The organism is Paraburkholderia sp. FW306-02-B, assembly GCF_058782725.1.
Window position 1 is genome coordinate 2,627,321 of record NZ_JBYSXZ010000001.1, and the last position, 25,562, is coordinate 2,652,882.

Sequence of the window (25,562 nt, forward strand, 5' to 3'; positions counted from 1 at the left end):
GAACTAGCCGGTCTGCTGGCCGAAGGCATCGAGTGCGCGCGCGGAATAGACGAGCGCCGCGCCGGCGTTCAGCGCGATAGCCACCGACAACGCCTCCGCCACCTCCTCCCGGCTCGCCCCCGCCTTGGCGGCAGCGGCGCTGTGCAGCGCAATGCAGCCGTCGCAGCGCGTAGTGACGGCGACAGCAAGCGCAATCAGTTCGCGGGTTTTGGCGTCGAGCTTGCCGCTGCGGGCTGCGGCGCCGTCGAGCGCCTCGAAACCCGCAAGCGTGGCCGGCGAGGCGGCACCGAGTTTGCCGATGGCATCCATGAGTTTCGGTGCGTAGTCTTGTGTGTCGATCAACATGCCTGGGCTCCAGATCGAATGGAAGCGGTTAAAGGAAAACAGACAGCGAACAGCGCCCGCCAGACCGGGCCGGGCGCTAACTAACGGCTCGCCCGAGGCGCGTTGGACGGCTTCACGGGTGCATCGGGCGGTGGTGACAGCTTGTGCACCACCGCCTGAAAGCTCAGCGTCTCGGTCCGCAACGGGTGGGTGAAATCGTTGTTCGCACCGGGCACGTCGGTGCGGATCAATGCAACCTGGCCCGGCAACGTATCGGCAATCAAAAACGTGTAGCGCTTGCCGGTATATTGAGCGAAGCGTTCCGCATTCGGATCGCCCAGGTACGGCTGCACGACGATCTGCCGCGCCGTCACGGGCTTGCCGCCGATCTGGCTCGTCACCGTCTCGATGCGCGGCCCCGCGGCGAGCGCGAGCCGCAAGCGCTGCTGGAAATAGCGGCGCTGGCCGCCGGTCAGGCGCTCCATCTCCGTGATGTCGCGCTCCAGGAAATAGATGATCACGGGATTGCATTGCAATCCGGCATTCGGCAGCGGTACCCCGCCGCTGTGATCCGACACCTGAGCGTCCCCTTTGGCGTTGTCCCGGCTGACCACCAGCACCCTGACCAGGTCCGCGCTGTGCGCCGGCTGGTCCGATCTGAGCACCGTGTAGTCGAGTTCCGTTTGCGGCTCGATGCCGTGCAGATGATCCGTGGTGAAGATTAGCCGTTCGGCAGGCGTGATGTCGTCGGTTCCCGCAGCGCGCGCGGCGGCCGGTATCACACAGGCGATGCACGTGAAGCACATGAAGCACGCGACGCGTGTCGCGAACACCCGAAGCCAGCCGCGGCAAAACCGCCAGGGCGCTCCCCTCATGGCGATGCATCCGCTGGCCTGGCCGCCGGCGCGTCGACGGGCTTCAGAAGCGGCACCTCGTAGCTCGTGAGGATGCTGTCGATCTTGTCGTGGTTCGCGCCGATCCATTGATCGACCTTGTCCTTCCACGCTTTTTCGCCATAGCGCACACCCATCGAGATCGTATAGTCGAAACGGATGCCAGGCGTCGCCGGGAACGGCACGAGCTTCACGGTATCGCCGGCACGCCTGGCGAAGTAACCCGCAATCGGCCCCCACAGAAACACCACATCGACCTTGCCCGCGCGCAGGTCCTGTTCGATCATCTGGCCGGGATATTCCTGCGGGTCGCCGCTTTGCACCTGATACGAGACCGCCTGATCGATCAGGTCGTGACTGAGCAGCCAGTCGACCGCGGGGGTCTGCGAAAAGATGCCGAAGCGCAGCTTGTGCAACTGGTCGGGCGGCAGCTTGAGCAGGTCGTCCGGCGTATCGATGCCGGCCAGCTCGGGACGTTTCGCGAACACCATCGCATACGTGGAGCGCAAATACGGCTGCGTCGTCGAGGTCATGTCATAGCCCTTCGGCACGCCGATGATCAGGTCGCATTTGTAGCGCCCGGTATCCGGCTCCTTCTCGCGCAACGTGTGGCGCACGAAGCCCATGCGCTGCGGAAAAAAGGTGTACTCGAGCTTGTAGCCGAAGTCGCTCGCCATCTGGCTCGCGATCCGGTTCTCGTAGCCCTCGCCTTTGCTGTTGGACAACGGCATGTTGTTCGGGTCGGCACACACTCTGAGTACGCCGTCGGCGCCGTCGTTATTGGGCAGTGCCTCGCCTTCGGCGCGCACCGCGGCGCTCGCCAGCGCCGCGTAGCACAGCGCGGCGGCCACGAGCACGAGGTGCGCGGACATTCGTTTGCCATGACGCATCGAAAATCTCCGAAAGAATAGCGGCGCGGGCGTTATTTCGCGTCGATGGCCTGCAGATCGCCCGGCTTGATCTGGCCATCGGAGCGTCCTTTCAGATAGGCGTAGAGGTTCTCCCAGTTCTTTTGCATCATCTGGCTCGAACTGAAGTCGGGCATACCCTTGTCCACGCGCCCGCCGAAAACCGTCCGATGGAACTCGTTCTTGTCCAGCGACCTGAATGCGTCGACGAGCGACGGCCCGACGAGCCCCTGCTGCTGCGCGCCGTGGCAGCGTTCGCAATCGAGCGCACGCCATGTCCGCCATCCTTGCAGCGTATTACTGTCGACCTTGCTGCCGTCGACCACCTTGTATGCGACCTGGGCAACCTGAGGATTGTTTTGGGCGTATGCAGCAGGTAGCACGACGAATGCGACGGGCAGCGCCGCCCGCAACAAGATTGATCTGCCTTTCATGCACATGTCTCCTTCCATAGAGGCTGCGCCCCGATGCATGTCATCGATGCATCCGCAAAACGGGCGCGGGCCGGATGATTCGCATGGCTGACTACGCTGCCGGCCGGGCGCCCCTATGCCAAGGGGTGCCGACCGCGCGTTTCAGTGTGGCCCGGCCCTTCAGCTGTTGCCGCCGGGAACGGCAAACACAAAGAGCGTGCCGCCCAACGCCGTGTACTTCGCAAGCTCACGATAACCGCCGACCGCGCCCAGCCCTTCGGTCGACTTCTGCAGGCCAGCCGCCATGCCGATGCCGGCCCAGCCGCCGATGCCTGAGTAGATGCCGATGAACTGCTTGCCCTGATACTCGTAGGTAAAGACGTTGCCGATAATCCCCGACGGCGTCTTGAAGCGCCACAGTTCCTTGCCGTCCTTGATACGGACCGCCTTGATGTAGCCTTCGAGCGTGCCGTAGAACACGACGCCGCCAGCGGTGGCCAGCGCGCCGGACCACACCGAGAACCGCTCCGGCTTCGACCAGACGATCTTGCCCCTGGCCGCATCCCAGGCGATGAAGTTACCCATCGAGTTGTTGTCGTTGGGCCCCGGATACATCGACAGCGTGGCGCCGACATACGGCTGACCGGATACGTAGTCGACGTCGAACGGCTCGTAGTCCATGCAGACGTGATTGGTCGGCACGAGGAAGAGGCTCGTCGCCGGGTCGTACGCAGCCGGTTGCTGGTCTTTTGAACCGAGCGCCGCCGGACAGATGCCCTTCACGTTGTGATCGGAGCCGGCCGCCTGGGTCGAATAAGCCGCGTTGCGGATCGGCAGGCCGCTCTTCAGGTCGACGCGGTCGGCCCAGTTCACCGCCGGATCGAACTTCTGTGCGACGAGCAGTTGTCCGGTTGCGCGATTCAACGTATAGCCGAAACCGTTACGGTCGAAGTGAACGATGGCGGGGACCTTCTTGCCGTCGATCGTCAGGTCCGACAGGATCATTTCATTGACGCCGTCGTAGTCCCACTCGTCGTGCGGCGTCATCTGGTAGACCCATTTGGCTTCACCGGTGTTCAGATCGCGCGCGAAGATCGACAGCGACCATTTGTTGTCGCCCGGACGTTGCGTCGGATTCCACGTACCCGGATTGCCGGTGCCGTAATAGACAAGGTTGAGTTTCGGATCCCACGCATACCAGCCCCACGTGGTCCCACCGCCCAGCTTCCACTGGTCCCCCTTCCAGGACTTGAGCGACGAGTCCGCGCCGACCGGCACCATCTTGCCGTCGGCATAGGTCATCGTCTTGTCGGGGTTCAGCAGCATGTCCTTGTCGGGACCCGTGCTGTACGCTGTCCAGACCGGTTTGCCGGTCTTGATGTCGTACGCGATGAGACGCCCGCGCACACCGAATTCGCCGCCCGAGATGCCGGTCAGCACCTTGTCGCCGAATACGTGCGGCGCATTGGTGTTGGTTTCACCCGCCTTCGGATTGCCGTTCTGCGCGGTCCAGACGACGTCGCCGGTCTTCGCGTTCAACGCGACGAGTTTCGTATCGGCCTGTTGCAGGAAGATCTTGCCGTCGCCGTACGCCAGCCCGCGGTTGACGGTATCGCAACACATCACGGATACCACCTGGTCGTCCTGCTTCGGCTGGTACTGCCAGATGAACGTCTGATCCTTCAGGTTGATCGCGATGACCTTGTTGGGAAACGGCGAGTGGATATACATGGTGTCGCCGATCACGAGCGGCGCGCCTTCGTGGCCGCGCAGCACGCCGGTCGACATGGTCCATGCGACCTGCAGTTTGCCGACATTGTTTTCGTTGATCTGCTTGAGTGGACTGTAGCGGTGATTCGCATAATCGCCCGCCTGAGCCGCCCAGTTAGATGGATTTTTGATGAGCCCGTCCAGCTGCGAATCGGCCTGTGCAACGATAGAGCTCAAGGCTGCCGACGCGAGGATCGCGAGCCCAAGAACCATGGTGCGTAAGTTCATGTCTCCTCCAGAATTGTCTTGCTGTTCAACTCACGAATGACCCACGCTACCTCGTCGCATCGGGCGCGCCTCCTCGAATGCAGGTAACGATCAGCGCCCTTTCCCGATCGATGCCGGGCTTTGCGGCGCATGAACGGCCAACGCATATTCCATGCCGGAATCGAACTGCCGTTCTGTCCGTGCGCCGCGACAAGCTTGTCCGCACACGCCGCGCGGCGTACCGCGCTCCTTCGCAGCACTCACGATCGAGCGCGCCTGCGTAACGGCCGTGTCCGGCTGCGCCGCGGGACACGGCACATACTGTGTCATTCCGCGATACGAAGCGTGTCCGTCACGAGTCAGGCCATGAGAACGCGTGGGCTCAGGCTGCACCGCACAACTGGCCCATCACTTGCAGCGTGATGAAGTTCCAGCACGCGCGGAGCAACGGTCATGGCAAACGCAGAGCAGGTCTATTCCGATGAGGAGATCCAGCAACGTCTCGTCGGCCCGCTACAGCACTGGTATCTGGAAGACGGCTGGCTGCGGCGCAAATATCGAACCGAAGGCTGGAAAGGCACATTGATGGTGGTAAACGCCGTCGGTCACCTTGCGGAAGCCGCATGGCATCACCCCGATCTGACGGTCTCCTACGCATTCGTGACCGTAAAGCTGAAGACCCATTCCGCGAAGGGCGTCACGGACAAGGACTTCGCGCTCGCCACGAAGATCGAATCGTTCATTCAATGGCAACCCGGGCTCGAAGGCGGCCCGCTCGAAGGCACGCCAACCGACGACCAGCGCTTCCGCTACATCAAGTACGACGCGCCGAAAACCGCTTAAGGCTGTTCAAGCCCGGGCGGCGCATCCCCTTCGTTCAGTGCGGCGCACAGGTGACACAGTGCCCCTTCGGCGGCACAAAGCGTCGACCGCATCCCTGATACACAGCGGGACAAGACGAGCGGGAAAAACCTCGGCCGCAACGGCGGCGTCAGGCAGAGGCGACAGCCGCTACGCGCGCCTGGTACGGCTTCTGCTTGAAGTGGCCCGGCGCGCCACTTCACCACATCGCGCGGCCGCTTTCGCGACAGCCCTTCGGGCAAACCCTGTCGAGCACACACAAGGACACTTGCGATGCAGCTTCACCTTCGCCGCCTTCCGCCTCAGGCCGCCGTGACGGTTGACGCTCCCGCGCGCCTGCATCTGGGTTTTCTCGATCCGAACGCGTCGCTTGGACGCGCGTTCGGCAGCCTCGGGCTCGCAATCGACGGAGCCGGCACCCGGGTCGAAGCGCGGCTTGCGGACCGCGACCGGATCGACGGCGCGGTGACTGAAGCGGAACGCGAGCGCATCGCGACCTGTCTCGAACGGCTTCACGCAGCCTACGACCCGACTCCGGTTGCCATCGAGGTAGTCCATGCCCCGCGTGCGCACACCGGCCTCGGGTCAGGCACGCAATTGGCGCTGGCGGTCGGCACGGCGTTCGTTCGTCTGCTCGGCCACACCGCGACCAGCACCGAACTCGCGAGCCTGCTTGGACGCGGCGCCCGCTCCGGCATTGGCATCCTCGGCTTCGATTCCGGCGGCCTGCTGGTGGACGGCGGACCGGCGGGCGAACTGCACCCGGGCATGCCGCCGCTGCTCGCGCGCCAGCCGTTTCCGGAGGCCTGGCGCGTCCTGCTCGTGAGCGACAACGCCCGCGAGGGCTTGCACGGCGCCGAAGAACGCCGCGGCCTCGCCGCGCTCGCACCGTTCCCGCAGAAGCTCGCCGCGCATCTCTGCCATCTCGTCCTGATGAGGATTCTGCCCGGCGCGGCGGAACGCAATATCGTGCCTTTCGCCCACGGCCTGACGGAAATGCAGCAGACCATCGGCGAATACTTCGCCCCGGTGCAAGGCGGCGTGTTCGCGAGCCCCGATGTCGAGCGAGCGTTGCGCGCCGTTGCCGCGCAACAGACTGCGGGCATCGGCCAGACCTCCTGGGGGCCGACAGGCTTTGCCATCGTCGCGAATGCGCGCGAGGCGGAAAGCGCGCTCGCCGCTGCACGCGAGGCAACGCGCGGCATGCCGCACATCGAATCCACGATCGTTGCGGGACGCAATCGCGGCGCGACGATCCGCCCGGCCGACGCACGGCGGCAGCGCATCGACGCCGCATGATGCCGCACGGCCCCACCCGGCTGCCTGCGAAAGCGCGCGGCGCCCGCAGTCATCGATGTCCGCGCAGACCCACGAGCCCTTCCCTCGCGCCGTCCACGAGATCGCCCCTGAAACGAGCCTCTTGCCATGTCCGAAACCACTGAAAGGCCCTATATCCTGCACATGTTCACGGCCACGCCGCAAATCAGTCCGTTCGATGTGAACATGGCCGCCGACGCCGGCTACCAGGTCATCGTCCCGTATTGCGGCGTCGACGCCGGGATGGTCGCGAACCTGACTCAGGACGCGATCTTTTCCCGCGGTCCGAAGGGTGTGTCACGCACCGGCATCTTCATCGGCGGACGCGACGTGATGCTCGCCGCCGACATGCTCGATACCGCGCGCAAAGCGATGGTCCCGCCGTTCGAAGTCCCGGTGTTCGCCGATCCGAGCGGTTCGTACACGACCGCGGCCGCGCTCGTCGCATTGGTCGAGCGGCATCTGGGCAAAGCGTATGGGATGGAACTGGGCGGCAAGCGCGTGCTGATTCTCGGCGGCACCGGCGCGGTCGGGCGCGTGGCGGCGGCGATGGCCGCCTCGCTCGGCGCCGACGTGGCGATTGCGAGCCATCTCGAACACGCGCGCGCGGTGCGGGTCAGCGACGAAATCAATCAGCGCTTCGGCATCTTGACCAAGGGTGTCGGCACGGCAAAGCCGGACGAACTGCGGCAGGCGCTAGGCGAGGCCGAGATCGTCCTCGCCACCGCCATCGCGGGCGTTCAGGTCGTCAGCAGCGCCGATCTTGCGTATGCAAAACATCTGCTGATCGCCGCGGACGTCAATGCCGTGCCGCCGGAAGGCATCGCGGGTGTCAACGTGATGAACGACGGCAAACCCATCGAGGGCGTACCGAACGTGGACAGCATCGGCATCGGTGCGCTCGCGATCGGCAACGTCAAGTACCAGGTCGAACACCGGCTGTTCATGCAAATGCGTACCGGCGGCAAGCCGGTCTACCTGGGTTTTCCGCAGGCGTTCGACGAGGCCCGCGCCGTCGCGGCCGGCCTCGGTTGAGCGGGCCCCTCGTCACGGTCTGCGCGCCGCCGCGGTCCGCCATCATGAGTTCGCGTCCATCGCTTTCGCATGCGCCGTTCGTCGCGGTGGCCGGACTGTCCGCGCGAATGCTCGCGCAGTCCGCCGCGCGTGCGAGCCTGCGCGTCGCCGCGCTCGACGTATTCGGCGACCGCGATACGCGCGAGGCGTCCGAACTCTGGTTCGACATCGGCGGCGGCGCACTGTCGATCGACGGCGCGCGGCTCGCAGCGGCGCTCGAACGCGTCGCGCGCCTGCCACGCATGCTCGGCTGGATCGGCAGCAGCGGGCTCGAACCGCTCGTCGCGCAACTGTGCCGCGCGCGTGGCCTGCCGCCCTTCATTGGCAATAGCACCGGGGCGAGCGCCGCGGTACGCGAGCCACAGCGTTTTTTTGCGCTGCTGGATGCGCTGAATATCCCGCATCCAGCGGTTTCCTTCACGCGTCCCGCCATGGCACAGGGGTGGCTGGTCAAACGCGCGGATGGCTGCGGCGGCACGCACATCGAGCCGGCCACGACGTTCAGCGATCAGCAAGTGCCCGCGCAATGCTACTTCCAGCGGCTGAGCAGCGGCCGCTCGCTGTCGGCGCTATTTATCGCCGCTCGCGGCAGCGCGCGCGTGCTCGGCTTCGCTGAACAGATCACTTGCAAGATGGGCAATCTGCCCTTCGTGCATGCCGGCTCGATCGGCCCGATCGATCTGCCGCCGCAGGTCGCGGCGCGCGTGCGCGCGGCGATCGGGGCGCTCTGCGCGCAGACCGGGCTCGCGGGCATCAACAGCTGCGACTTCCTGCTCGACGGCGACGCGTTCGAACTGCTCGAAATCAACACCCGCCCCTCGTCCACGATGACGCTCTACGAAACCGCGTCGCCTGAAGCGTGGCCGCGCGGGCTGCTCGCGTGCCACCTCGCCGCGTGCCGGTACGGCCGCCTGCCGCCACCTGAAGCACCCGCTCATGCGTCATGGCGCGCCGCTCAACAGGTGCTGTTCGCACCCCATCCGTTCGCCGTCTCGCAAGGCTTCAGCGATGCCTGCCTGCAAGACCCCCATTGCCGCGACGTACCGATGCCGGGCACGTGGATCGAGGCCGGGCAGCCGGTCTGCACGCTGCTCGTGCGCGCTGCGTCGGTGGACGCCGTGCGGCATGCGCTCGAGCGGCAGCGCGCGCTCGTCCTGCAACGAATCGAAACCTGCCATGAGCCCGACTATGCCTTCATCCAATGCCACTCCTGAGACCGCTCATCCGCCTCGCGCAAGCGCTGCCGTGCCGAGCGTCAATGCGCTGAGCGAGCGGCTGGTTGCACGGCTTATCGACGACGCCGCGCGCCTCGGTGTCGCGATCACCCGTACGGCAAACGGCACGGTGCTCGCGGACGCAGGCGTTGCTGCGCCGGGCAGCGTCGAAGCGGGCGTGCTGATCGCACGCATTTGCATGGGCGGCCTCGGCCGCGTGGCGGTGCGCGCGAACTTCGACGCGCAGCCGCTGTGGCCCAGCATGATCGATGTGCGCACATCGTCGCCCGTGCTTGCCTGCCTCGGCAGCCAGTACGCCGGATGGAGCCTGTCGGCGACTAAAGAACAGACCGGCGGCAAGAAGTTTTTCTCGCTCGGCTCCGGTCCCGCGCGCGCGCTGGCTGTCAAGGAGCCGTTGTTCGCCGAACTCGGCTACCGGGACAGCCACGACCGCGGTGTGCTGGTGCTCGAGGTCGAGCGCTTGCCGCCGCCGGTCGTGATCGACAAGGTGCTGCGCGACTGCGGTCTCGCCGCCGAACGGCTTACCCTTGTCACCACCCCGACACACTCTGTCGCGGGAACGGTACAAGTGGTGGCGCGCGTCGTCGAAGTTGCATTGCACAAAACGCATGTGCTCGGCATCCCGCTGGACGAGGTCGTCGAGGCCGGTGGTTGCGCGCCCTTGCCGCCGCCCGCGCCGGACGGAATCCAGGCGATGGGCCGCACTAACGACGCGATTCTCTATGGCGGCCGCGTCCATCTCACCGTGAAGCATGACGCGGTGGCGAAGCAGCTCGCCGCCGAACTGCCGGCGTCGGGCTCGCGCGACTACGGACGCCCGTTCGCGGATATTTTCACGTCGTTCAATTACGACTTCTACCAGATCGATCCCGCGCTTTTCGCGCCTGCCGAAGTCTGGGCGAGCAGCCTCGAAAGCGGCGCGTCTTATCACGGTGGCCGCCTTGATGCTGAGTTGCTGCACGACCAGTGGGGCGGCAAGCCATGACTCTCCTGTCACCCGGCACGGCCCCCGGCGACGCGCACGCGAACCCGCGCATCGCGATCATGACCGACGAAACCGGCTGGCACACCGGGCGCCTGAAGAAGGCCTTCCGCGCGCGCGGCGCCGACGCACGCTGCATCGATCTCGCGGATTGCCGGATCGACACCACGTGGGAACCGCATGGGCTGAGGTTGCCGGGCTACGGCCATACGCTGCCGGATGCGGTCTTCGTGCGCGGCATTGCAGGCGGCACCTTCGAGCAGGTGACGCTGCGGCTCGGCATCCTGCATGCGCTGCGCGAGTCGGGCGTGCCGGTCTACAACGATGCGCGCGCGATCGAGCGCAGCGTCGATAAATCGATGACGAGTTTTCTGCTGCACCGCAACGGCGTGCCGACACCCGCGAGCTGGGCCGGCGAATCACCGGCGTTTGCGCAGCGGGTGCTGATGCGCGAAGCGGCCGCGGGCCGCCAGGTTGTGCTCAAGCCGCTGTTCGGCTCGCAGGGCCATGGACTGAGACGGCTCGGCGCGAGCCGTGCACGCAACGGCACCCTCGCGCCCTTGCCTTCGCTCGCGCCGTATCAGCAGGTGGCTTACTTACAGCGCTATGTCGATGGCGGCCGGCCGGGCTTCGATTGGCGCGTGCTGGTAATCGGCGGCCGTGCGGTTGCGGCGATGCGGCGCGTCGGCGGCAACGGCTGGATTCATAACTTCGCGCAGGGCGCCGTCTGCGAAGCGGCCGAGCTCGACTTGCCGCTTGCGCAGACCGCGGTGCGGGCAACGCACGCGCTCGGACTCGACTATGCGGGCGTCGACCTGATCCCCGATCCGCACGATGGGGCCCGGCCGCTCGTGCTCGAAGTCAACGGCGTGGCAGCATGGCGCGGCTTGCAGTCGGTCGCTTCGGTCGACCTCGCGGCGGCGCTCGCCGACGACCTGCTCGACCGCAAGCTGGCCGCGCAGCGGCGCACAGTGGCGCAGGCAGGCGAGCCCGCCGTCGCGGCACTGCCGGCACGCCATGCCTGAGCCGCTTTACGCGATCCCGTCCGAGCGCGTCCGCGCGGCGTTCCTCGCTGCGTGCCGGCTCGATGTCGAAACACCCAAGCCAGGCAACGTCAGCGTGCAAAGCGCCGGACACGGGATGCGCGCGGCGCAGTTCATCGCCAGCGCAGAGGTTGCTGCCGACGCGCTCCTCACGCGCGGCGCGCCGGTCGGCCTGCGCGTTCTCGATGCGCTCACCCGCACGCACAATGCGGTCGGCTGCAACACGAACCTCGGCATCGTGCTGCTCGTCGCACCGCTCGCCGCAGCATTGGAGGAAACCGCGCGCCCGCTTTCGGCGGCACACTGGCGCGAGGCGACCGAGCGCGTGCTCGCGCGGCTCGACGTCGACGACGCGCGCCTCGCCTACCGCGCCATCGCGCTCGCCAATCCCGGCGGCCTCGGCGAGACGCCCGAGCAATCGGTCCACGCACCGCCCACCGTCGGCTTGCGCGACGCGATGCGGCTCGCGAGCGAGCGCGACAGTATCGCCCGCCAATACGCGAACGGCTTTCCGGACATCTTCGAGACCGGCCTTGCCGCTTTCCGGGAGGCGCCGGCCGATCAGCCGCGGATCGCCGCGCTCAACGTATTCCTCACCTTCCTCGGCGGCGGGCCCGACTCTCACATTGTGCGCAAGCAAGGCCTGGCACTGGCGCAGAGTGTCACGCTCGCGGCACGCGAACGGCACGCGCAATGGCGGCAAACGCTCGCCGAACCACGATACGAACCGGCGGCTCAGCCACGCGATTCACTCGATATATGGGACGCCGAACTGAAGGCGCGCGGAATCAACCCCGGCACCAGCGCGGACCTGACGGTGGCCACGCTGTTCGTCGCCGGCTGCCTCGAACCCGGCCGTTGCGGCGTGGTCCAGCCGCAAGGACCCCGCGCTGGCACGGAACCTGTTAGTTAATGCCACCGTGCATCAATACGCCGTTGTGCGATCGCGGGCCAGGATCGCCACCGGCGGCTAGTCAGCAAGCCCCTACCCCACTCATCGGAGGAACAGAATGGCCAAGATCAATCGCGTCCTGATAGGAGAGTCGCTCATCGGCGACGGCAACGAGGTCGCCCATATCGACTTGCTGATCGGACCGCGAGGTTCGGCTGCAGAAACCGCGTTCTGCAACGCGCTGACCAACAATAAGGATGGCTTCACATCGCTGCTCGCCGTCGTCGCGCCGAACCTGCTCACCAAACCGAACACGATCCTGTTCAACAAGGTGACGATTAAGGGCGCCAGGCAGGCCGTGCAGATGTTCGGCCCCGCTCAGCATGCCGTTGCGCTCGCTGTCGCGGACAGCGTCGAAGACGGCACGATCCCGAAGGACGAGGCAGACGATCTGTTCCTGTGCGTCGGCGTCTTCATTCACTGGCAGGCGGAGGACGACAAGAAGATCCAGCAGTTCAACTACCAGGCGACGCGCGAGGCGCTCAAGCGCGCCGTCAATGGCGAACCGAGCGCAGCGGAGGTGGTGGCGAAAAAGAGCAGCGTCGCGCATCCGTTTGCGCCTAACTGATAATGCGCGGATTCGCGCGCATACGACGAGGGCCCGCAGCGCGGGCCTTCGCAAGACCGCGAACGCGCTCATAGAGGCATGAGATGACCATACGATGTCGTGCGCTGGCGGCCTGTGCCTGCATCGCGCTCGCGGGACCGCTCGCCTGGGCGGACGGCGATGCGCCAAAGGCATCGGCCCCGGCTGGAGGCTATAACTACCCGACGCAGGGTCGCGTCGAATATGTGCTGGGTTGCATGGACGACAACGGCCACGACTTCGTGAACGTTTATAAATGTTCGTGCGTGATCGACAGGATGGCCACGGCGCTGCCGTACGACGAGTTCGTCGATCAGTCGACATTCTCGAAGTACGCGACACTGGGCGGCGAAGGCGGTTCGGAGTTTCGTGTCGACCAGGCGAAAGCGCAGACGAAGAAATTCCGTACGCTGCAGGCCGATGCATACCGACGTTGCGGGTTGGGTCCTGAGAAGACCGCGTCCTCGAAGTGACGCAGCGCGCGGCGCCTGCAACGGCGACGCGCTTACGCCCGCGCCGTGCAGCAATGGGCTCAGTTCGGAATCAGCCCTGCCCCGAGCGCCGCGTAACCGACAGGCCCGGCGGCCGCCCGGGTTATGTCGCTGCGCTGCCGCTCGAGCTGCACGCCGACGGCTGTTACGTCGTCGAACTTCGCGGGCTTGGCGAGCGATACGCGTACCCAGTAAGCGCCGAAGTCGGCAATCAGCAATCGCGCGACCGCCTCGGCAAGCGCTTCGAGCAGGCGTACGCCATGCGACGCGAGGAGCGCATGCAGCGCGCTGCGCACCGCCGCATAATTGATCGTATCTTCGATGCGATCGGTCGTGCAGGCACGAATCGACGGCACGCCGATTGCGAGGTTCATGCGCACCGGCTGCACGACATGTTGTTCGCTGCTGTCGATGCCGATGATCGTCTGGCCGACGAAGTTCTCGATGAACACAATGTCCATCCGCTCAGACAATGCGCCGGCGCAGGGCGCGTCGAACCGCGCGGTTGCGCCTGATACGCCGGCATCGGCGCAGGCAGCGGAGAAACGGGCAAGGCGAACGGTATCGATACGGTCCATGGTGTGCTCCGCCGCAGCGCGGCAAATGGTTTTAGGCGTCACGCAGATGTCATGCGGGTGTAACGGGACAGGATGGCAGGACAGTTCGAACAGGAAGCGAAGCAGTCTGCGCCGAACCTGCAACAATCTTTTCGCGTTCGGCTTCAGAAAAGGGTTTCAGCAATGCCCTGCACGGATAAAAGCAAAAATCGGGCGCGCCAAGTAGCTGCAATGCGACTTCTTATTGAACAGGAACGCCATCGGGCGTAGAGTTCTAAGCCATCGCCCGATAGCGGGGTCGGTTGCTCGTTGCGCATGCGGACGCCAGAACCCGCAGCGCCAGGGGAGGACAGTATCGATAAAGCGGCACTCGCGGCACGCGTGGTAGCGCACACGCAGCGCCCCCGAATTGACGCAACGGAGACAAACCTCATGTCGTTGCTCGCTGACAGCAATCTGCACGTCCGAGAAGTTCTGAACGTCGTCAATCATCAATTGGCCACGCGTCCGACGAGCGAATCCGTCGCTCAATCGTGGGCGCGCTGCATGAACGAGTTTCAGCTGGACCCTTCACGCTTTGTCACGCCACCCGTCCTCACGGACTACGAACTCAGCGCGCGCCGCGAGGCCATGGGCGATCTGATCGCGTGCTCCAGGCTGGAGATGACCACGCTTTACCAGCAGCTGGCCGATCCCGAACTCGCGGTTGTCCTCGTCGACGCGGGCGGCGCGATCGTCCATCAGGTTTCGTCGGTGCCCTTTGCCGAAGCGGTCGCGTCGGACGGCTTTCGCGTCGGCGCCTTGTGGAGCGAACGCGAGGCGGGGACGAACGGCATGGGCACGTGTCTGGCCGAACGCGACTGCATTGCCGTGTGCCAGCATGAGCATTTCTATCCGCGCTATACGTCCCTCACCTGCTCGGCCGCGCCGATCTTCGACGATAGCGGCGAGATTGCCGGCGTGCTGGATGTCACGAGCCGCTCGAAGCTGTTGCAGCAGCACTCGCTCGTGCTTGTCGGGATGTCGCGGCAGATGATCGAGAACCGCTTGCTGGACTCGCGTTACCGGCATGCGAACATGATCCATTTCCATAGCCGCCCGGAATTCGTCGGCACGCTGCACGGCGGCAAGCTCGCGGTCGCGGACGACAGCACGGTGCTCGCCGCGAACCGCAGCGCCCTGTTCCAGCTCGGCTTCCGCACGCTGGGCGAACTGCGCGGCCGGCGCATCGAAGAGGCCTTCAACGCATCGCTCGAAGACATGATCGCGCGCAGCATACGCGGGTCGTTCCATCCGGTCACCGTCTATAGCGCGAACGCGACCAACCGTTTCTTTCTCGTCGCGCAGACTCCGCAGAACAGCGCGGGGCGCGGCACACGAGTGGCCGTGGCCAGCCCCGTCGCGCGCGGCAGCGCGCCTGAAAAGCGGCCGCCGCCGGCCCGGCTCGACGAGATCGCACATCTGGAATTCGGCGACCCGCGCATGGCCTCGCAAATCCAGCTGGCCGCGCGCGTGATTCAGCGCAAGATTCCGGTCGTGCTCAGGGGCCAAACGGGCACAGGTAAAGAAGTCTTCGCGCAGGCGCTGCATAGCATCAGCCCGCACGCCGCCGGCCCGTTCGTGCCGGTGAATTGCGCGTCGCTGCCGGAGAACCTGATCGAAAGCGAACTATTCGGCTATCGTGCAGGCGCGTTCACCGGCGCGCAACGCGAAGGACGGCGCGGCAAGATCGTGCAGGCCAATGGCGGAACGCTCTTTCTGGATGAAATCGGCGACATGCCGCTGGCGTTGCAAGCACGGCTCTTGCGTGTCATCGAAGAACACGAGGTCACGCCGCTCGGCGCCGAAACGACCGTCAAGGTCAATTTTCAGTTGATCAGCGCGAGCCACCGCAATCTGCTCGAACTCGTGCACGGCGGCCAGTTCCGCGAGGACCTGTATTACCGGCTCAAGGGCGTCGAACTGAATCTGCCGCCGCTCAGCGAGCGGGTCGACAAACTCGCGCTGATCCATCATCTGCTCGAAAGCGAAACCGACGACGATCCGCCCGAGCTGACGCCGGAAGCCGAGCACGCGCTGCTGACCTATGCATGGCCTGGCAACATCCGCCAACTGCGGCACGTGTTGCAAATGGCCATCGCGCTCTGTGACGGCCAGCCGATCCGCTGCGAGGACCTGCCCGCCGAAATCACACAAGGCACGCCGGAAGCGGATATGCCGGCCGCGGCGCGACTCGCGGCGGCGGATCACGAACCGCATCCGGCCGATCATGCGGACCTCTCCGCGCTCAACGCGATCCAGTTGAAAGAACGCGAAACCGTACTATCTCTGCTCGACGAGCACCGCTGGAACGTCAGCAATGTCGCCAAGGCGCTCGGTATCAGCCGCAACACGCTGTACCGGAAGATGCGCCGGCTGCACATCCGGCTGTCGCATGACGGAGTGCCGCCCGACGGAGCACTGCTCGACGGATCGCCTGCTTCCGACGCATGACCCAGGCGCCCGCACGCGATCTCGCCGACTTCAAGCCCGACGCGCGCTTTGCGTGGTGCATGACCGGCTCCGGCCACCTGATCGAAGAATCCATCGCGCTGGCGCTGGCGTTGCCGCGCGCGGACCTCTTCCTCTCGGCGGCCGCTCAGGAAGTGTTGCCGCTCTACGGCTGGCCACTGCCGAAGCTGCGCAAGCACTTCCGCGTGTTTCGCGATAACAGCGCGAGCGGCGTGCCGGTCGGCATGCTCTACCACGGCATCTATCACACGGTCGTGATCGCGCCCGCCACCAGCAACACCGTCGCCAAATGCGCGTTCGGCATCTCCGATACGCTGCCGACCAACATGTTCGCGCAGGCCGGCAAGCAATGCATCCCAGGCATTGTCTTTGCATGCGACACGGAACCGACCGTGGTCACGCAAAGCCCGAACGAATGGGTCGAGTTGCGTCCACGGGCGATCGAACTCGACAACGTTGAGCGCCTGTCGCGCTTCGAATATACGACGCTCGTCCGCTCGCTGGATGAACTGAAAGCGGCGCTCGGTGAACGCTTGTCGACTCTCGATCTCGCATGGACCACATCGTCTTCCTGACTGGCCGGCTCGCCGAAAAGAGTCTCCTGCGCGTACTCCAAAGCATGGCGCCGACGCCGTTCAGTTGGGAGATCCGTGAAATCGGCCTGCAGGTTGCCGCGCTGATGACCGCCGACATGATCCACCGCCGGGTGCCCGCCCCGCTCGCCGCGCAGCGGGTGATCGTGCCCGGGCGCTGTCGTGGCGATCTCGACGCGTTGAGCGAGCACTACGGCGTGCCGTTCGAACGTGGCCCTGAAGAGGTCAAGGATCTGCCGCAGTTCTTCGGACGCGAGGCCCAGCCGTTCGATCTGACGCGCTACGAGACCGAAATTTTCGCCGAGATCGTCGATGCGCCGCGGCTCGATCTGGACGGAATCGCCGCGCGTGCGCGCGCGTATGCGGATCACGGCGCCGACGTGATCGACATCGGTTGCCTGCCCGAAACGCCGTTTCCGCATCTCGAAGACGCGGTTCGTCTGTTGAAGGCCGAAGGCTACCGTGTGAGCGTCGACTCGATGCGTACCGAGGAGTTGCTGCGCGGCGGCCGCGCGGGCGCTGACTACCTGATGAGCCTGAACCTCGATACGCTCTGGATTGCGGACGAGGTGCCGTCGACACCCATCCTCGTCGCGCGCGAACCGCGCGATCCAGACTCGCTCGACACGGCGATCGACCTGCTGTCCGCACGCGGCCGCGCGTTTCTCGCCGACCCGATTCTCGATCCGATCCCGTTCGGGCTCGCCGCATCGATTGCGCGTTATGTCCGGTTGCGCGAACGTTACCCGGACATCGCCATCATGATGGGCATCGGCAACGTGACCGAGTTGACCGAAGCAGATACCAGCGGGATCAACGCGGTGCTGCTGGGTATGGCAGCGGAGCTTCATGTGAGCGCGGTGCTCACGACGTCGGTGAGCCTGCATGCGCGGCGAGCCGTGCGTGAAGCCGATGTCGCGCGCCGCGTGATGCACGCCGCACGTGAAGCGCAAGTGCTGCCGAAAGGCATCAATAGCGATCTCGCCACAGTCCACGCCAAACGCCCGTTTCCGTACAGCGCCGCGGAAATCGACGATTTTGCCCGCGACGTGCGCGATCCGAATTTCCGCGTCCAGATCGGCGCCGACGGCATTCATGTTTACAACCGCGACGGACATCGGCGTGCGGACGACCCGTTCGCGCTCTTTCCGCAACTGGGTCTCGAAGCCGACGGCGGCCACGCGTTCTATATGGGCGTCCAGCTCGCCCGCGCGGAGATTGCATGGCGCCTGGGCAAGCGTTTCGATCAGGACCAGCCGCTCGACTGGGGTTGCGCGGCCGACCGGCCCGAACAGGATCTCATGGCGTGGCACGCGCCCGGCGAGACGATGAAGAAACGCTGACGCGCATGCCCGCTTCAGCGCGCCACAGCCAACGCGCTGGCGTCGACGTTCACGCGTTCCAGTTCGTCGCGCATCCGGCCGATTGCCTGCACGTAGTCGCCGGCACCGAACACGGCCGAACCGGCGACGAACACGTCGGCCCCCGTCGCTGCGATCTCCGCGATGTTCGACGCCTTCACGCCGCCATCGACCTCGATGAGGAGCGGCCGTCCGGTACGTTGCATCGTCGCGTCGACCCGCTGGCGCAAGGTCCGCAGTTTGTCCAGCGTTTCCGGAATGAACGCCTGGCCGCCGAAACCCGGATTGACCGACATCACGAGCACGACGTCGAGCATTTCCATCACATGATCGAGCACCGCGAGCGGCGTGGCCGGATTGAGCGCCAGTCCTGCGCGCGCGCCGTTGGCCCTGACGAGTTCAATGGTCCGGTGCACATGCAGCGACGCCTCCGGATGAAAGCTGATCGTATTCGCGCCCGCTTCGGCAAAGCTGACGACAAGCGGGTCGACGGGCATCGTCATCAGATGCACGTCGATCGGCACGGATGTGTGCGGCCGGATCGCCGCGCACACGAGCGGTCCGACCGTGAGATTCGGCACGTAGTGGTGGTCCATCACATCCAGATGAATCCAGTCCGCGCCCGCCGCCGTCACGTCGCGAATCTCGTCGGCGAGGCGAGCGAAGTCCGCCGACAGCAGCGAAGGAGCAATCAGGAAATCGCGCATGGCCGTCTCCTCGTGATCGGGTCAGTGGGTCAGTGGGTCAGTGGTAGCGGCACGCCATCGCCTCGAGCGGAAGCGGTTTGATGCGCGGTGCCTGCCCCGCGCAACCGAATGCCTCGAAGCGCTCGACACACACGGCGCGCGCCGCCGCCGTCGCAGCCTTCAATGCAGCACGCGGATCGAACTCCGAACGCGCATTCGCCATCGACTTGCGCATCGCCCCGCTCATCGCGAGCCGGATGTCGGTGTCGATATTCACCTTGCGCACACCGTGGGCGATGCCGCGCCGGATTTCTTCGACCGGCACGCCGTAGGTCGTGGGGATCTCGCCGCCATATTCGCGGATCACCGCGAGCCATTCCTGCGGCACCGATGACGAGCCGTGCATGACGAGGTGCGTGTTCGGAATCCGCTCATGAATGTCGACGATCCGGTCGATCGCCAGAATATCGCCGGTCGGCTGGCGGCTGAACTTGTACGCACCATGCGATGTACCGATCGCAATCGCGAGCGCATCGACGCCGGTGGCTTCGACGAAGCTGTGCGCCTCGTGCGGATCGGTGAGCAGAGCGTCGCGCGAGAGCTTGCCTTGCGCGCCGACGCCGTCCTCCTCGCCCGCCGTACCGGTCTCGAGCGAACCGAGACAACCGAGCTCGCCTTCGACCGAAACGCCCACTGCATGCGCGGCTTCGACGACCCGGCGGCTCACCTCGACGTTGTACCCGTAGGCGGCGGGCGTCTTCTGGTCCGGCAGTAACGAGCCGTCCATCATCACCGATGTAAAACCCGAACGGATCGCTTGCTGGCAGACCGCGGGGCTTGCGCCGTGATCCTGGTGCAGGACGAGCGGGATGTCCGGGTGTGCTTCGAGCGCGGCGAGCACGAGATGCCGCAGATAGGGTTCGCCCGCATATTTGCGCGCGCCCGCCGACGCCTGCAGGATCACCGGGCTCGCGGTCGCCTCGGCGGCCTGCATGATCGCGTGGATCTGTTCCATGTTGTTGACGTTGAACGCGGGCACGCCGTAGCCGTGCTCGGCCGCGTGGTCCAATAGTTGCCGCAGTGCGATGAAGGCCATTGCACACTCCTCGAGATCGAATCGAAACAGGTCACGGCGCGCCGTGCACGATGCGGCGGGCTTCGTCCGCTACCGCCTGCGCGCTCAGATTGAAATGCGCGAACAGCGCCGCTGCGGGTGCGGATTCGCCGAATGAATCGATGCCGACCACAGCGCCGTCGAGCCCGACGTATTGCCGCCAGAACGCGCTCACACCGGCTTCGACCGCGACACGCGGCACGCCCGGCGGCAAGACCGCATCGCGCCACGCGCGCGGCTGCCGGTCGAACACGCTGGTCGACGGCATCGAGACGACGCGCGCGGCGATGCCGGCTTCGGCAAGCGGCGCCACGGCATCGAGCGCAAGCGCGAGTTCCGAGCCGGTTGCGATCAGCACGACGCGCGCTGCTGCCGGTGCCGACCCGGTTGACCAGTCGCGCAGCACATAACCGCCCTGCTCGATCGCGTCGATCTGTTCGCTGGCGCGGGTGGCGAACGGCAGATTCTGCCGGCTCAGCAACAGGCACGACGGTCCATCCCGTTCAACGGCATACGCCCACGCCTGCGCGGTCTCAACCGTGTCGCACGGACGCCAGACGTCGAGCCCGGGAATCAATCTGAGGCTCGCGGCATGTTCGACGGCCTGGTGTGTCGGCCCGTCTTCGCCCAGCCCGATCGAATCGTGCGTGAACACGAAGATCGAACGGGTCTTCATCAGCGCGGCCATGCGCAATGCGTTGCGCGAGTAGTCGGAGAACGTCAGGAACGTGCCGCCGAACGGAATGTGGCCGCGATGCAGCGCGATCCCGTTCATCAACGCACTCATGCCGAACTCGCGTACACCGTAGTGCAGATAGTTGCCGCCTTGCAGGCCGGCATCGTCGGCGTGGACGTCGACCGCGGTCTTCCAGTTCGTGAGATTCGAACCCGTCAGATCAGCGGAGCCGCCCAGCAACTCCGGCAAGGTGCGCGCAAGCACGCCGATCGCTTGCTGCGAGGCCTTGCGAGTCGCAATCGATTCGGCCGCGCAGTCCGCGTCGCGCACCATCGCGCGGACCGCATCGCGCCAATCCATGGGCAGCCTGCCTTGCATTCTGCGTTCGAACTCGACGGCATCGCGCGGATAGTGCTTGCGATAGGCTTCGAAGCGGCTGGTCCAGTCGGCTTCGGCGGCCACGCCACGCTCGCTTGCGTCCCAGCGCGTACGGACCTCGCCCGGCACGGCGAATGGCGGATGCGGCCAGCCGAGCGCGCGGCGCGTTGCCGCGACCTCGTCCGCGCCGAGCGGCGCGCCGTGCACATCGTGCGTGCCGGCCTTCGACGGAGAACCGTTGCCGATCACCGTCCGGCAGCAGATCAGGGTCGGCCGGCCCGCCGCGCGAGCGCCTCTCAACGCGCGATCGACTGCGTCGACGTCGTGTCCGTCCACTTCGCGCACCACGTGCCAGCCATACGCGGCAAAGCGCGCCGGCGTGTCGTCGCTGAACCACTGCGCGACGTGGCCGTCGATCGAAATGCCGTTGTCGTCGTAAAGCACCGTCAGCTTGTCGAGCTTCAGCGTGCCCGCGAGCGACGCGGCCTCGTGCGAGATGCCTTCCATCAGGCAGCCGTCACCCGCGAACACGTAGGTGCGGTGATCGACGATCGCGTGGCCCGGCCGATTGAACTCACGCGCGAGCAGCGCCTCGGCAAGCGCCATGCCGACTGCGTTCGCGAGACCCTGTCCGAGCGGGCCAGTGGTCGTTTCAACGCCCGGTGTGACGCCCACCTCAGGGTGCCCCGGCGTCTTGCTATGCAACTGGCGAAAGCGCTTCAGCTCGTCGATCGGCAGGTCGTAGCCGCTCAGATGCAGCAACCCGTACAACAGCATGGAGCCGTGCCCGTTCGACAGCACGAAGCGGTCGCGGTCAGGCCACGCCGGATTGCGCGGATTGTGTTTCAGATGCCGGTCCCACAGCGCGACGGCAATCTCGGCCATCCCGAGCGGCATACCCGGATGACCGGACTTCGCTGCTTCGACCGCATCGATCGCGAGCATGCGCAGCGCGTCGGCCATCAGCCGTGTCGCGGGTGTGGCAACAGATTCTGCGACGGCACTCATTGAAGCTCTCCCTGTTCGAGATGAACAAAACCTGTTCCGCCTGTAGCCTCTCGCTCAGGCCCGCGCCCGCCGGTCGATCAGCTGAAGAATCATCGGCGTGAAAATCAGCTGCATCGCGAGACCCATCTTGCCGCCAGGCACCACGATCACATTCGGGCGCGACATGAACGAGTCGTGCAGCATCGTCAGCAGATACTGGAAGTCGATCCCCTTCGGCCGCGCGAAGCGGATCACGACGAAGCTCTCGTCCGGCTGGGGAATCTCGCGGGCGATGAACGGATTCGACGTATCCACGGTCGGTACGCGCTGGAAGTTCACATGGGTGCGCGAGAACTGCGGGCAGATGTAATTCACGTAGTCAGGCATGCGCCGCAGAATCGTGTCGACCACCGCTTCGTGCGAATAGCCGCGCATCGTCTGGTCGCGATGCAGCTTCTGAATCCACTCGAGGTTGATGATCGGCACGACACCGATCAACAGATCCGCGTGCCGGGCGATGTCGATCCTGTCGGTGACCGCCGCGCCGTGCAGTCCCTCGTAGAACATCAAATCGGTGCCGGGTACGACGTCCTCCCACGGCATGAAGGTCCCGGCATCCTGCTTGTAGAGCCGCGTTTCGGCCTCGTCGTGAACATAGTGGCGCAACTGCCCGGTGCCGTTTTCGCCATAAGTGGCGAACAGTGCCTCGAGTTCTTCAAGGAGATTCGCCTCCGGTCCGAAATGGCTGAAGTTCGGTGCGCCATCGCGCTCGTGCTGCTTCATCGCCTCACGCATCCCGTTGCGGTCGTAACGATGAAATGCGTCACCTTCGACGATCTGTGCGTTGATCTTTTCGCGTCTGAAGATATGGGTGAAGCTTTTCATGACGGTCGTGGTGCCGGCGCCGCTCGAACCGGTCACCGCGATGATCGGGTGTTTGATTGACATGCGCTTGTCTCCGGATAGTGATGTTCCGCTCGGCTTCTGTTTGGGCTGCCCTGCTGCTACGCCGTGAAGTCAGGCAGGAACAGCGAACGCCGGCTAAAGAGCGGCGACGTGAAGGGCTTGTCCTCGCCGCGGTCGTATTCGCCGTGATAGCGGCCGATGCGCTCCACCTCGTGCTTCGAGCCGAGAATCACCGGCACGCGCCCATGCAGCGTGCGCGGACATACATCGAGAATTCGCTCGCGGCCGGTGATCGAGAGGCCGCCTGCCTGTTCGATCAGAAAGCTCATCGGATTCGCTTCGTACAGCAGGCGCAAACGCCCCTCCATGGCCGGCGTCTTCGAGTCGCGCGGATACATGAACACACCGCCGCGCATCAGGATGCGATGCACCTCGGCGACCATCGACGCTATCCAGCGCATGTTGAAGTCGCTTGCTCGGCAGCCGCTGCGGCCGTCCTTGCACTCCTGCACATAGCGGCGCACCGGCGGCTCCCAGAAACGCTCGTTCGACGCGTTGATCGCAAATTCGACGGTGTCTTCCGGAATGCGGATATTCGAATGCGTGAGCACGAAATTGCCGATGTCGCGTTCGAGCGTAAAGCCATGCGTGCCGTTGCCGACCGACAGTACGAGCATCGTCGATGGACCGTAGACCGCGTAGCCCGCCGCGAGCTGCTCGCAGCCCGGCCGCAGGAACGCGGCCTCGCCGACCGGCTCCTGTGAATCGCCGTTATTGCGCAGCACCGAGAAAATCGAACCCACCACGCCGTTGACGTCGATGTTCGACGAGCCGTCGAGCGGATCGAATGCAAGCAGATAGTCGCCGCGCGGATAGCCCGGCGGAATCGGGTAAACGGTCTCCATCTCCTCGGACGCCATCGCGGCGAGCAACCCGTCCCACTCGCACTGCTGCACGAAGATCTCGTTGGTCGCGACATCGAGCTTCTTCTGTTCCTCGCCGTGCGTGTTGATGCTCTGCGCCGAGCCGTAGTTGCCGCCGAGCGCGCCTTTGGTGAGCATCGCCGAGATCGACTTGATCGCGGCGGCCACGTCGATCAGCAGCGCCGGGAGCCCTGCTGTCCCCGCCGTGCCGACAGAAGACGGCTGGCGGTCGAGCGTGTCGATCAGGAACTTCGAAAGGGTCGTACGTCCGTCTTGCATGGCGCTCTCCTGAAGGATTGTTGTAGTTCAGCCTGGCGGCGCCTGGATGGCGCGCGGTGCATGGGGGGACGCAGACGCTGCATCCGTCGCGACGAGTCGCTCGTCGAACACGCGGCTTGCACGAACGTCGGCGGCGGCAATCAACGTGAGCGCGGCGGCATCGATCGGCGCGCCGCCATGCATCGCGGTAGCGAACAGGCGGTTGGCCTGGCGCAGCCGCGCGCGATCGAGCGCATTGCGCACGGAGCGGGCGTTGGCGAAATTCGGCTGACGGATGCGTAGCGCGAGATAGTCTGCGAAAGCGCGCCGCGAGTCGGCGTCGAAGCGGTAGTGCAGCGTCGCGAGCATCCGCTCGGCGATGTCGAGCAGCGCCGCTTCGTCGTAGTCGGGAAATGTGATGTGATGGGCAATCCGCGAACGAAAACCCGGATTGCTCTCGAAGAAGACTTCCATGCGCGCTGCGTAACCGGCCAGAATCACCACCAGATCGCCGCGCTGGTTCTCCATCGTCTGCAACAGGATTTCGATCGCTTCCTGCCCGTAGTCGCGCTCATTTTCCGGGCGGTACAGGTAATACGCTTCGTCGATGAACAGCACGCCGCCCATCGCGCGCTTCAACACGTCGCGCGTTTTCGGCGCGGTATGGCCGATGTACTGCCCGACCAGGTCGTCGCGCGTCACCGACACCAGATGGTTGCGGCGAATGTAGCCGAGCCGGTGCAGCACTTCGGCCATGCGCAGCGCAACGGTGGTTTTGCCGGTGCCGGGATTGCCGGAGAAGCACATATGCAAGGTCGGCGCGCCGCCCGCGAGACCGAGCGCATCGCGCGCGCGCTCGACCAGCAGATGAGCCGCGACCTCGCGAATGCGGGTCTTTACCGGTGCTAACCCGACCAGATCGCGGTCAAGTTCCGCGAGCACGTCGCCGATGCCGGAGTCGCGATACAGCGCGGCAAGATCGACATGCGGCGCTTCATGACGCAAGCCCGGCACACCGGCTCGCGCGATGGGCAGCGCATTGGTGTCCACGTTTGTGTCCACTGCGGCAGCGTCGGTCATGGCCCCTCCTTGTCGCGGTTCGTGGAACGTCCCTCGTATCAATTAGCGTGCCGGGCCGTACCGCTCACCCGCCGGCCGGTCGCCCGCATAGCTCGACAGGCCGTAGCGCTGTACCCGCCCCTGCGCGTCCTGCCGCGTGAGACGGAAGCCCGGCTCGTCATCCGGCCGGTTGACGATGAACGACAGGCGCATGGTCTCGAAACCGCGTACCGAATCGAAGGCATTGACCTTGATGTAGTACTGCGGCCGCGCCGCGCGGCATGCCGTCACTTCCTGCAGCACACCGGCCGCATCGTGCAGATCGAACATCGGCAAGCCCCACATCTCCCAATAGGTGTTGCGCGGATGCGGGTCGTCCGTGAACTCGACCGAACAGGCCCAGCCCTGGCGCAGCGCGTAGTCGATCTGCAAGCCGATCTCCTCGTCGGTCAACTCCGGCAAGAAGGAAAACGTTCCTTGTGTAATGCGCATGACGA

25 protein-coding genes are annotated in these 25,562 nt (G+C 65.3%); 12 read left to right on the plus strand and 13 right to left on the minus strand.

Going from position 1 to position 25,562, the window contains the following annotated elements; genetic code table 11:
* Positions 1–3: 3 nt before the first annotated feature.
* The 5 genes from AC3WOG_RS11580 to AC3WOG_RS11600 all read right to left on the minus strand — a co-directional run bounded on the left by AC3WOG_RS11580 (position 4) and on the right by AC3WOG_RS11600 (position 4,536).
* A complete protein-coding gene (locus AC3WOG_RS11580) occupies positions 4–309 on the minus strand; it encodes a carboxymuconolactone decarboxylase family protein (RefSeq protein WP_492579783.1) in 306 nt (101 codons plus the stop codon).
* A gap of 116 nt (positions 310–425) precedes the next feature.
* Positions 426–1,199: a hypothetical protein gene (locus AC3WOG_RS11585; RefSeq protein ID WP_492578132.1), complete on the minus strand. Its 774-nt coding sequence runs from the start codon at positions 1,197–1,199 to the stop codon at positions 426–428.
* The gene (locus AC3WOG_RS11590) at positions 1,196–2,107 is read right to left on the minus strand and encodes a substrate-binding domain-containing protein (protein ID WP_492578133.1); all 912 of its coding nucleotides are present in this window, start codon (positions 2,105–2,107) and stop codon (positions 1,196–1,198) included. The genes AC3WOG_RS11585 and AC3WOG_RS11590 overlap by 4 nt, the downstream gene beginning before the upstream one ends.
* A gap of 32 nt (positions 2,108–2,139) precedes the next feature.
* Positions 2,140–2,559, minus strand: a complete 420-nt coding sequence (locus AC3WOG_RS11595) for a c-type cytochrome (protein WP_492578134.1) — start codon at positions 2,557–2,559, stop codon at positions 2,140–2,142.
* 159 nt (positions 2,560–2,718) lie between these two features.
* Positions 2,719–4,536 (minus strand): methanol/ethanol family PQQ-dependent dehydrogenase, encoded by a 1,818-nt coding sequence (locus tag AC3WOG_RS11600; RefSeq protein WP_492578135.1) that lies wholly within the window; start codon positions 4,534–4,536, stop codon positions 2,719–2,721.
* Positions 4,537–4,968: 432 nt separating this feature from the next.
* On the opposite strand from AC3WOG_RS11600, the gene AC3WOG_RS11605 reads away from it, so the two are divergent.
* The 9 genes from AC3WOG_RS11605 (at position 4,969) to AC3WOG_RS11645 (ending at position 13,038) form a co-directional block, all read left to right on the plus strand.
* Positions 4,969–5,358 (plus strand): 4a-hydroxytetrahydrobiopterin dehydratase, encoded by a 390-nt coding sequence (locus tag AC3WOG_RS11605; RefSeq protein ID WP_492578136.1) that lies wholly within the window; start codon positions 4,969–4,971, stop codon positions 5,356–5,358.
* A 291-nt stretch (positions 5,359–5,649) separates the two neighbouring features.
* Positions 5,650–6,675 (plus strand): beta-ribofuranosylaminobenzene 5'-phosphate synthase family protein, encoded by a 1,026-nt coding sequence (locus AC3WOG_RS11610; RefSeq protein WP_492578137.1) that lies wholly within the window; start codon positions 5,650–5,652, stop codon positions 6,673–6,675.
* Between the two features lie 126 nt (positions 6,676–6,801).
* Complete coding sequence (locus tag AC3WOG_RS11615) at positions 6,802–7,728, plus strand: NAD(P)-dependent methylenetetrahydromethanopterin dehydrogenase (RefSeq protein ID WP_492578138.1); 927 nt, start codon at positions 6,802–6,804, stop codon at positions 7,726–7,728.
* Positions 7,729–7,772: 44 nt separating this feature from the next.
* Complete coding sequence (locus AC3WOG_RS11620) at positions 7,773–8,981, plus strand: ATP-grasp domain-containing protein (RefSeq protein ID WP_492578139.1); 1,209 nt, start codon at positions 7,773–7,775, stop codon at positions 8,979–8,981.
* Positions 8,956–9,987, plus strand: a complete 1,032-nt coding sequence (gene mch, locus AC3WOG_RS11625) for a methenyltetrahydromethanopterin cyclohydrolase (RefSeq protein WP_492578140.1) — start codon at positions 8,956–8,958, stop codon at positions 9,985–9,987. Before AC3WOG_RS11620 ends, mch begins: the two co-directional genes overlap by 26 nt.
* The gene (locus AC3WOG_RS11630) at positions 9,984–11,009 is read left to right on the plus strand and encodes an ATP-grasp domain-containing protein (RefSeq protein WP_492578141.1); all 1,026 of its coding nucleotides are present in this window, start codon (positions 9,984–9,986) and stop codon (positions 11,007–11,009) included. The genes mch and AC3WOG_RS11630 overlap by 4 nt, the downstream gene beginning before the upstream one ends.
* Entirely contained in the window at positions 11,002–11,940 is a 939-nt protein-coding gene (locus tag AC3WOG_RS11635; RefSeq protein WP_492578142.1) for a triphosphoribosyl-dephospho-CoA synthase, read from the plus strand. Before AC3WOG_RS11630 ends, AC3WOG_RS11635 begins: the two co-directional genes overlap by 8 nt.
* Positions 11,941–12,037: 97 nt before the next feature.
* Positions 12,038–12,547: a formaldehyde-activating enzyme gene (gene fae, locus AC3WOG_RS11640; protein ID WP_492578143.1), complete on the plus strand. Its 510-nt coding sequence runs from the start codon at positions 12,038–12,040 to the stop codon at positions 12,545–12,547.
* Positions 12,548–12,630: 83 nt separating this feature from the next.
* On the plus strand, positions 12,631–13,038 hold the full coding sequence (locus tag AC3WOG_RS11645; protein ID WP_492578144.1) for a hypothetical protein: 408 nt from the start codon (positions 12,631–12,633) through the stop codon (positions 13,036–13,038).
* 59 nt (positions 13,039–13,097) lie between these two features.
* Here the strand turns inward: AC3WOG_RS11645 and AC3WOG_RS11650 are convergent, their stop codons facing one another.
* A complete protein-coding gene (locus AC3WOG_RS11650) occupies positions 13,098–13,634 on the minus strand; it encodes a dihydroneopterin aldolase (protein ID WP_492578145.1) in 537 nt (178 codons plus the stop codon).
* Positions 13,635–14,045: 411 nt separating this feature from the next.
* Between AC3WOG_RS11650 and AC3WOG_RS11655 the strand changes: the two genes are divergently transcribed.
* Genes AC3WOG_RS11655 through AC3WOG_RS11665 form a run of 3 tightly spaced genes read left to right on the plus strand, consistent with a single transcriptional unit; the run spans position 14,046 to position 18,060 of the window.
* Positions 14,046–16,106 carry a sigma-54-dependent Fis family transcriptional regulator gene (locus tag AC3WOG_RS11655; RefSeq protein ID WP_492578146.1) on the plus strand — a complete coding sequence of 687 codons (2,061 nt, stop codon included), beginning with the start codon at positions 14,046–14,048 and terminating at the stop codon, positions 16,104–16,106.
* Positions 16,103–16,699: a flavoprotein gene (locus tag AC3WOG_RS11660; RefSeq protein ID WP_492578147.1), complete on the plus strand. Its 597-nt coding sequence runs from the start codon at positions 16,103–16,105 to the stop codon at positions 16,697–16,699. The genes AC3WOG_RS11655 and AC3WOG_RS11660 overlap by 4 nt, the downstream gene beginning before the upstream one ends.
* Entirely contained in the window at positions 16,678–18,060 is a 1,383-nt protein-coding gene (locus tag AC3WOG_RS11665; RefSeq protein WP_492578148.1) for a DUF6513 domain-containing protein, read from the plus strand. The genes AC3WOG_RS11660 and AC3WOG_RS11665 overlap by 22 nt, the downstream gene beginning before the upstream one ends.
* A gap of 14 nt (positions 18,061–18,074) precedes the next feature.
* Here AC3WOG_RS11665 and rpe read toward each other — a convergent pair whose 3' ends face one another.
* The 7 genes from rpe to AC3WOG_RS11700 are packed head-to-tail and all read right to left on the minus strand — an operon-like array spanning position 18,075 to position 25,557.
* The gene (rpe, locus tag AC3WOG_RS11670; protein WP_492578149.1) at positions 18,075–18,785 is read right to left on the minus strand and encodes a ribulose-phosphate 3-epimerase; all 711 of its coding nucleotides are present in this window, start codon (positions 18,783–18,785) and stop codon (positions 18,075–18,077) included.
* A 37-nt stretch (positions 18,786–18,822) separates the two neighbouring features.
* On the minus strand, positions 18,823–19,860 hold the full coding sequence (gene fba, locus AC3WOG_RS11675) for a class II fructose-bisphosphate aldolase (protein ID WP_492578150.1): 1,038 nt from the start codon (positions 19,858–19,860) through the stop codon (positions 18,823–18,825).
* Between the two features lie 31 nt (positions 19,861–19,891).
* Positions 19,892–21,940 (minus strand): transketolase, encoded by a 2,049-nt coding sequence (tkt, locus tag AC3WOG_RS11680; protein ID WP_492578151.1) that lies wholly within the window; start codon positions 21,938–21,940, stop codon positions 19,892–19,894.
* A 54-nt stretch (positions 21,941–21,994) separates the two neighbouring features.
* Positions 21,995–22,867: a phosphoribulokinase gene (locus AC3WOG_RS11685; RefSeq protein WP_492578152.1), complete on the minus strand. Its 873-nt coding sequence runs from the start codon at positions 22,865–22,867 to the stop codon at positions 21,995–21,997.
* 56 nt (positions 22,868–22,923) lie between these two features.
* The gene (locus AC3WOG_RS11690; RefSeq protein WP_492578153.1) at positions 22,924–24,027 is read right to left on the minus strand and encodes a class 1 fructose-bisphosphatase; all 1,104 of its coding nucleotides are present in this window, start codon (positions 24,025–24,027) and stop codon (positions 22,924–22,926) included.
* A 27-nt stretch (positions 24,028–24,054) separates the two neighbouring features.
* Positions 24,055–25,086 (minus strand): CbbX protein, encoded by a 1,032-nt coding sequence (gene cbbX / locus AC3WOG_RS11695; RefSeq protein ID WP_492578154.1) that lies wholly within the window; start codon positions 25,084–25,086, stop codon positions 24,055–24,057.
* Between the two features lie 42 nt (positions 25,087–25,128).
* Positions 25,129–25,557 (minus strand): ribulose bisphosphate carboxylase small subunit, encoded by a 429-nt coding sequence (locus tag AC3WOG_RS11700; protein WP_492578155.1) that lies wholly within the window; start codon positions 25,555–25,557, stop codon positions 25,129–25,131.
* Positions 25,558–25,562: the final 5 nt, after the last annotated feature.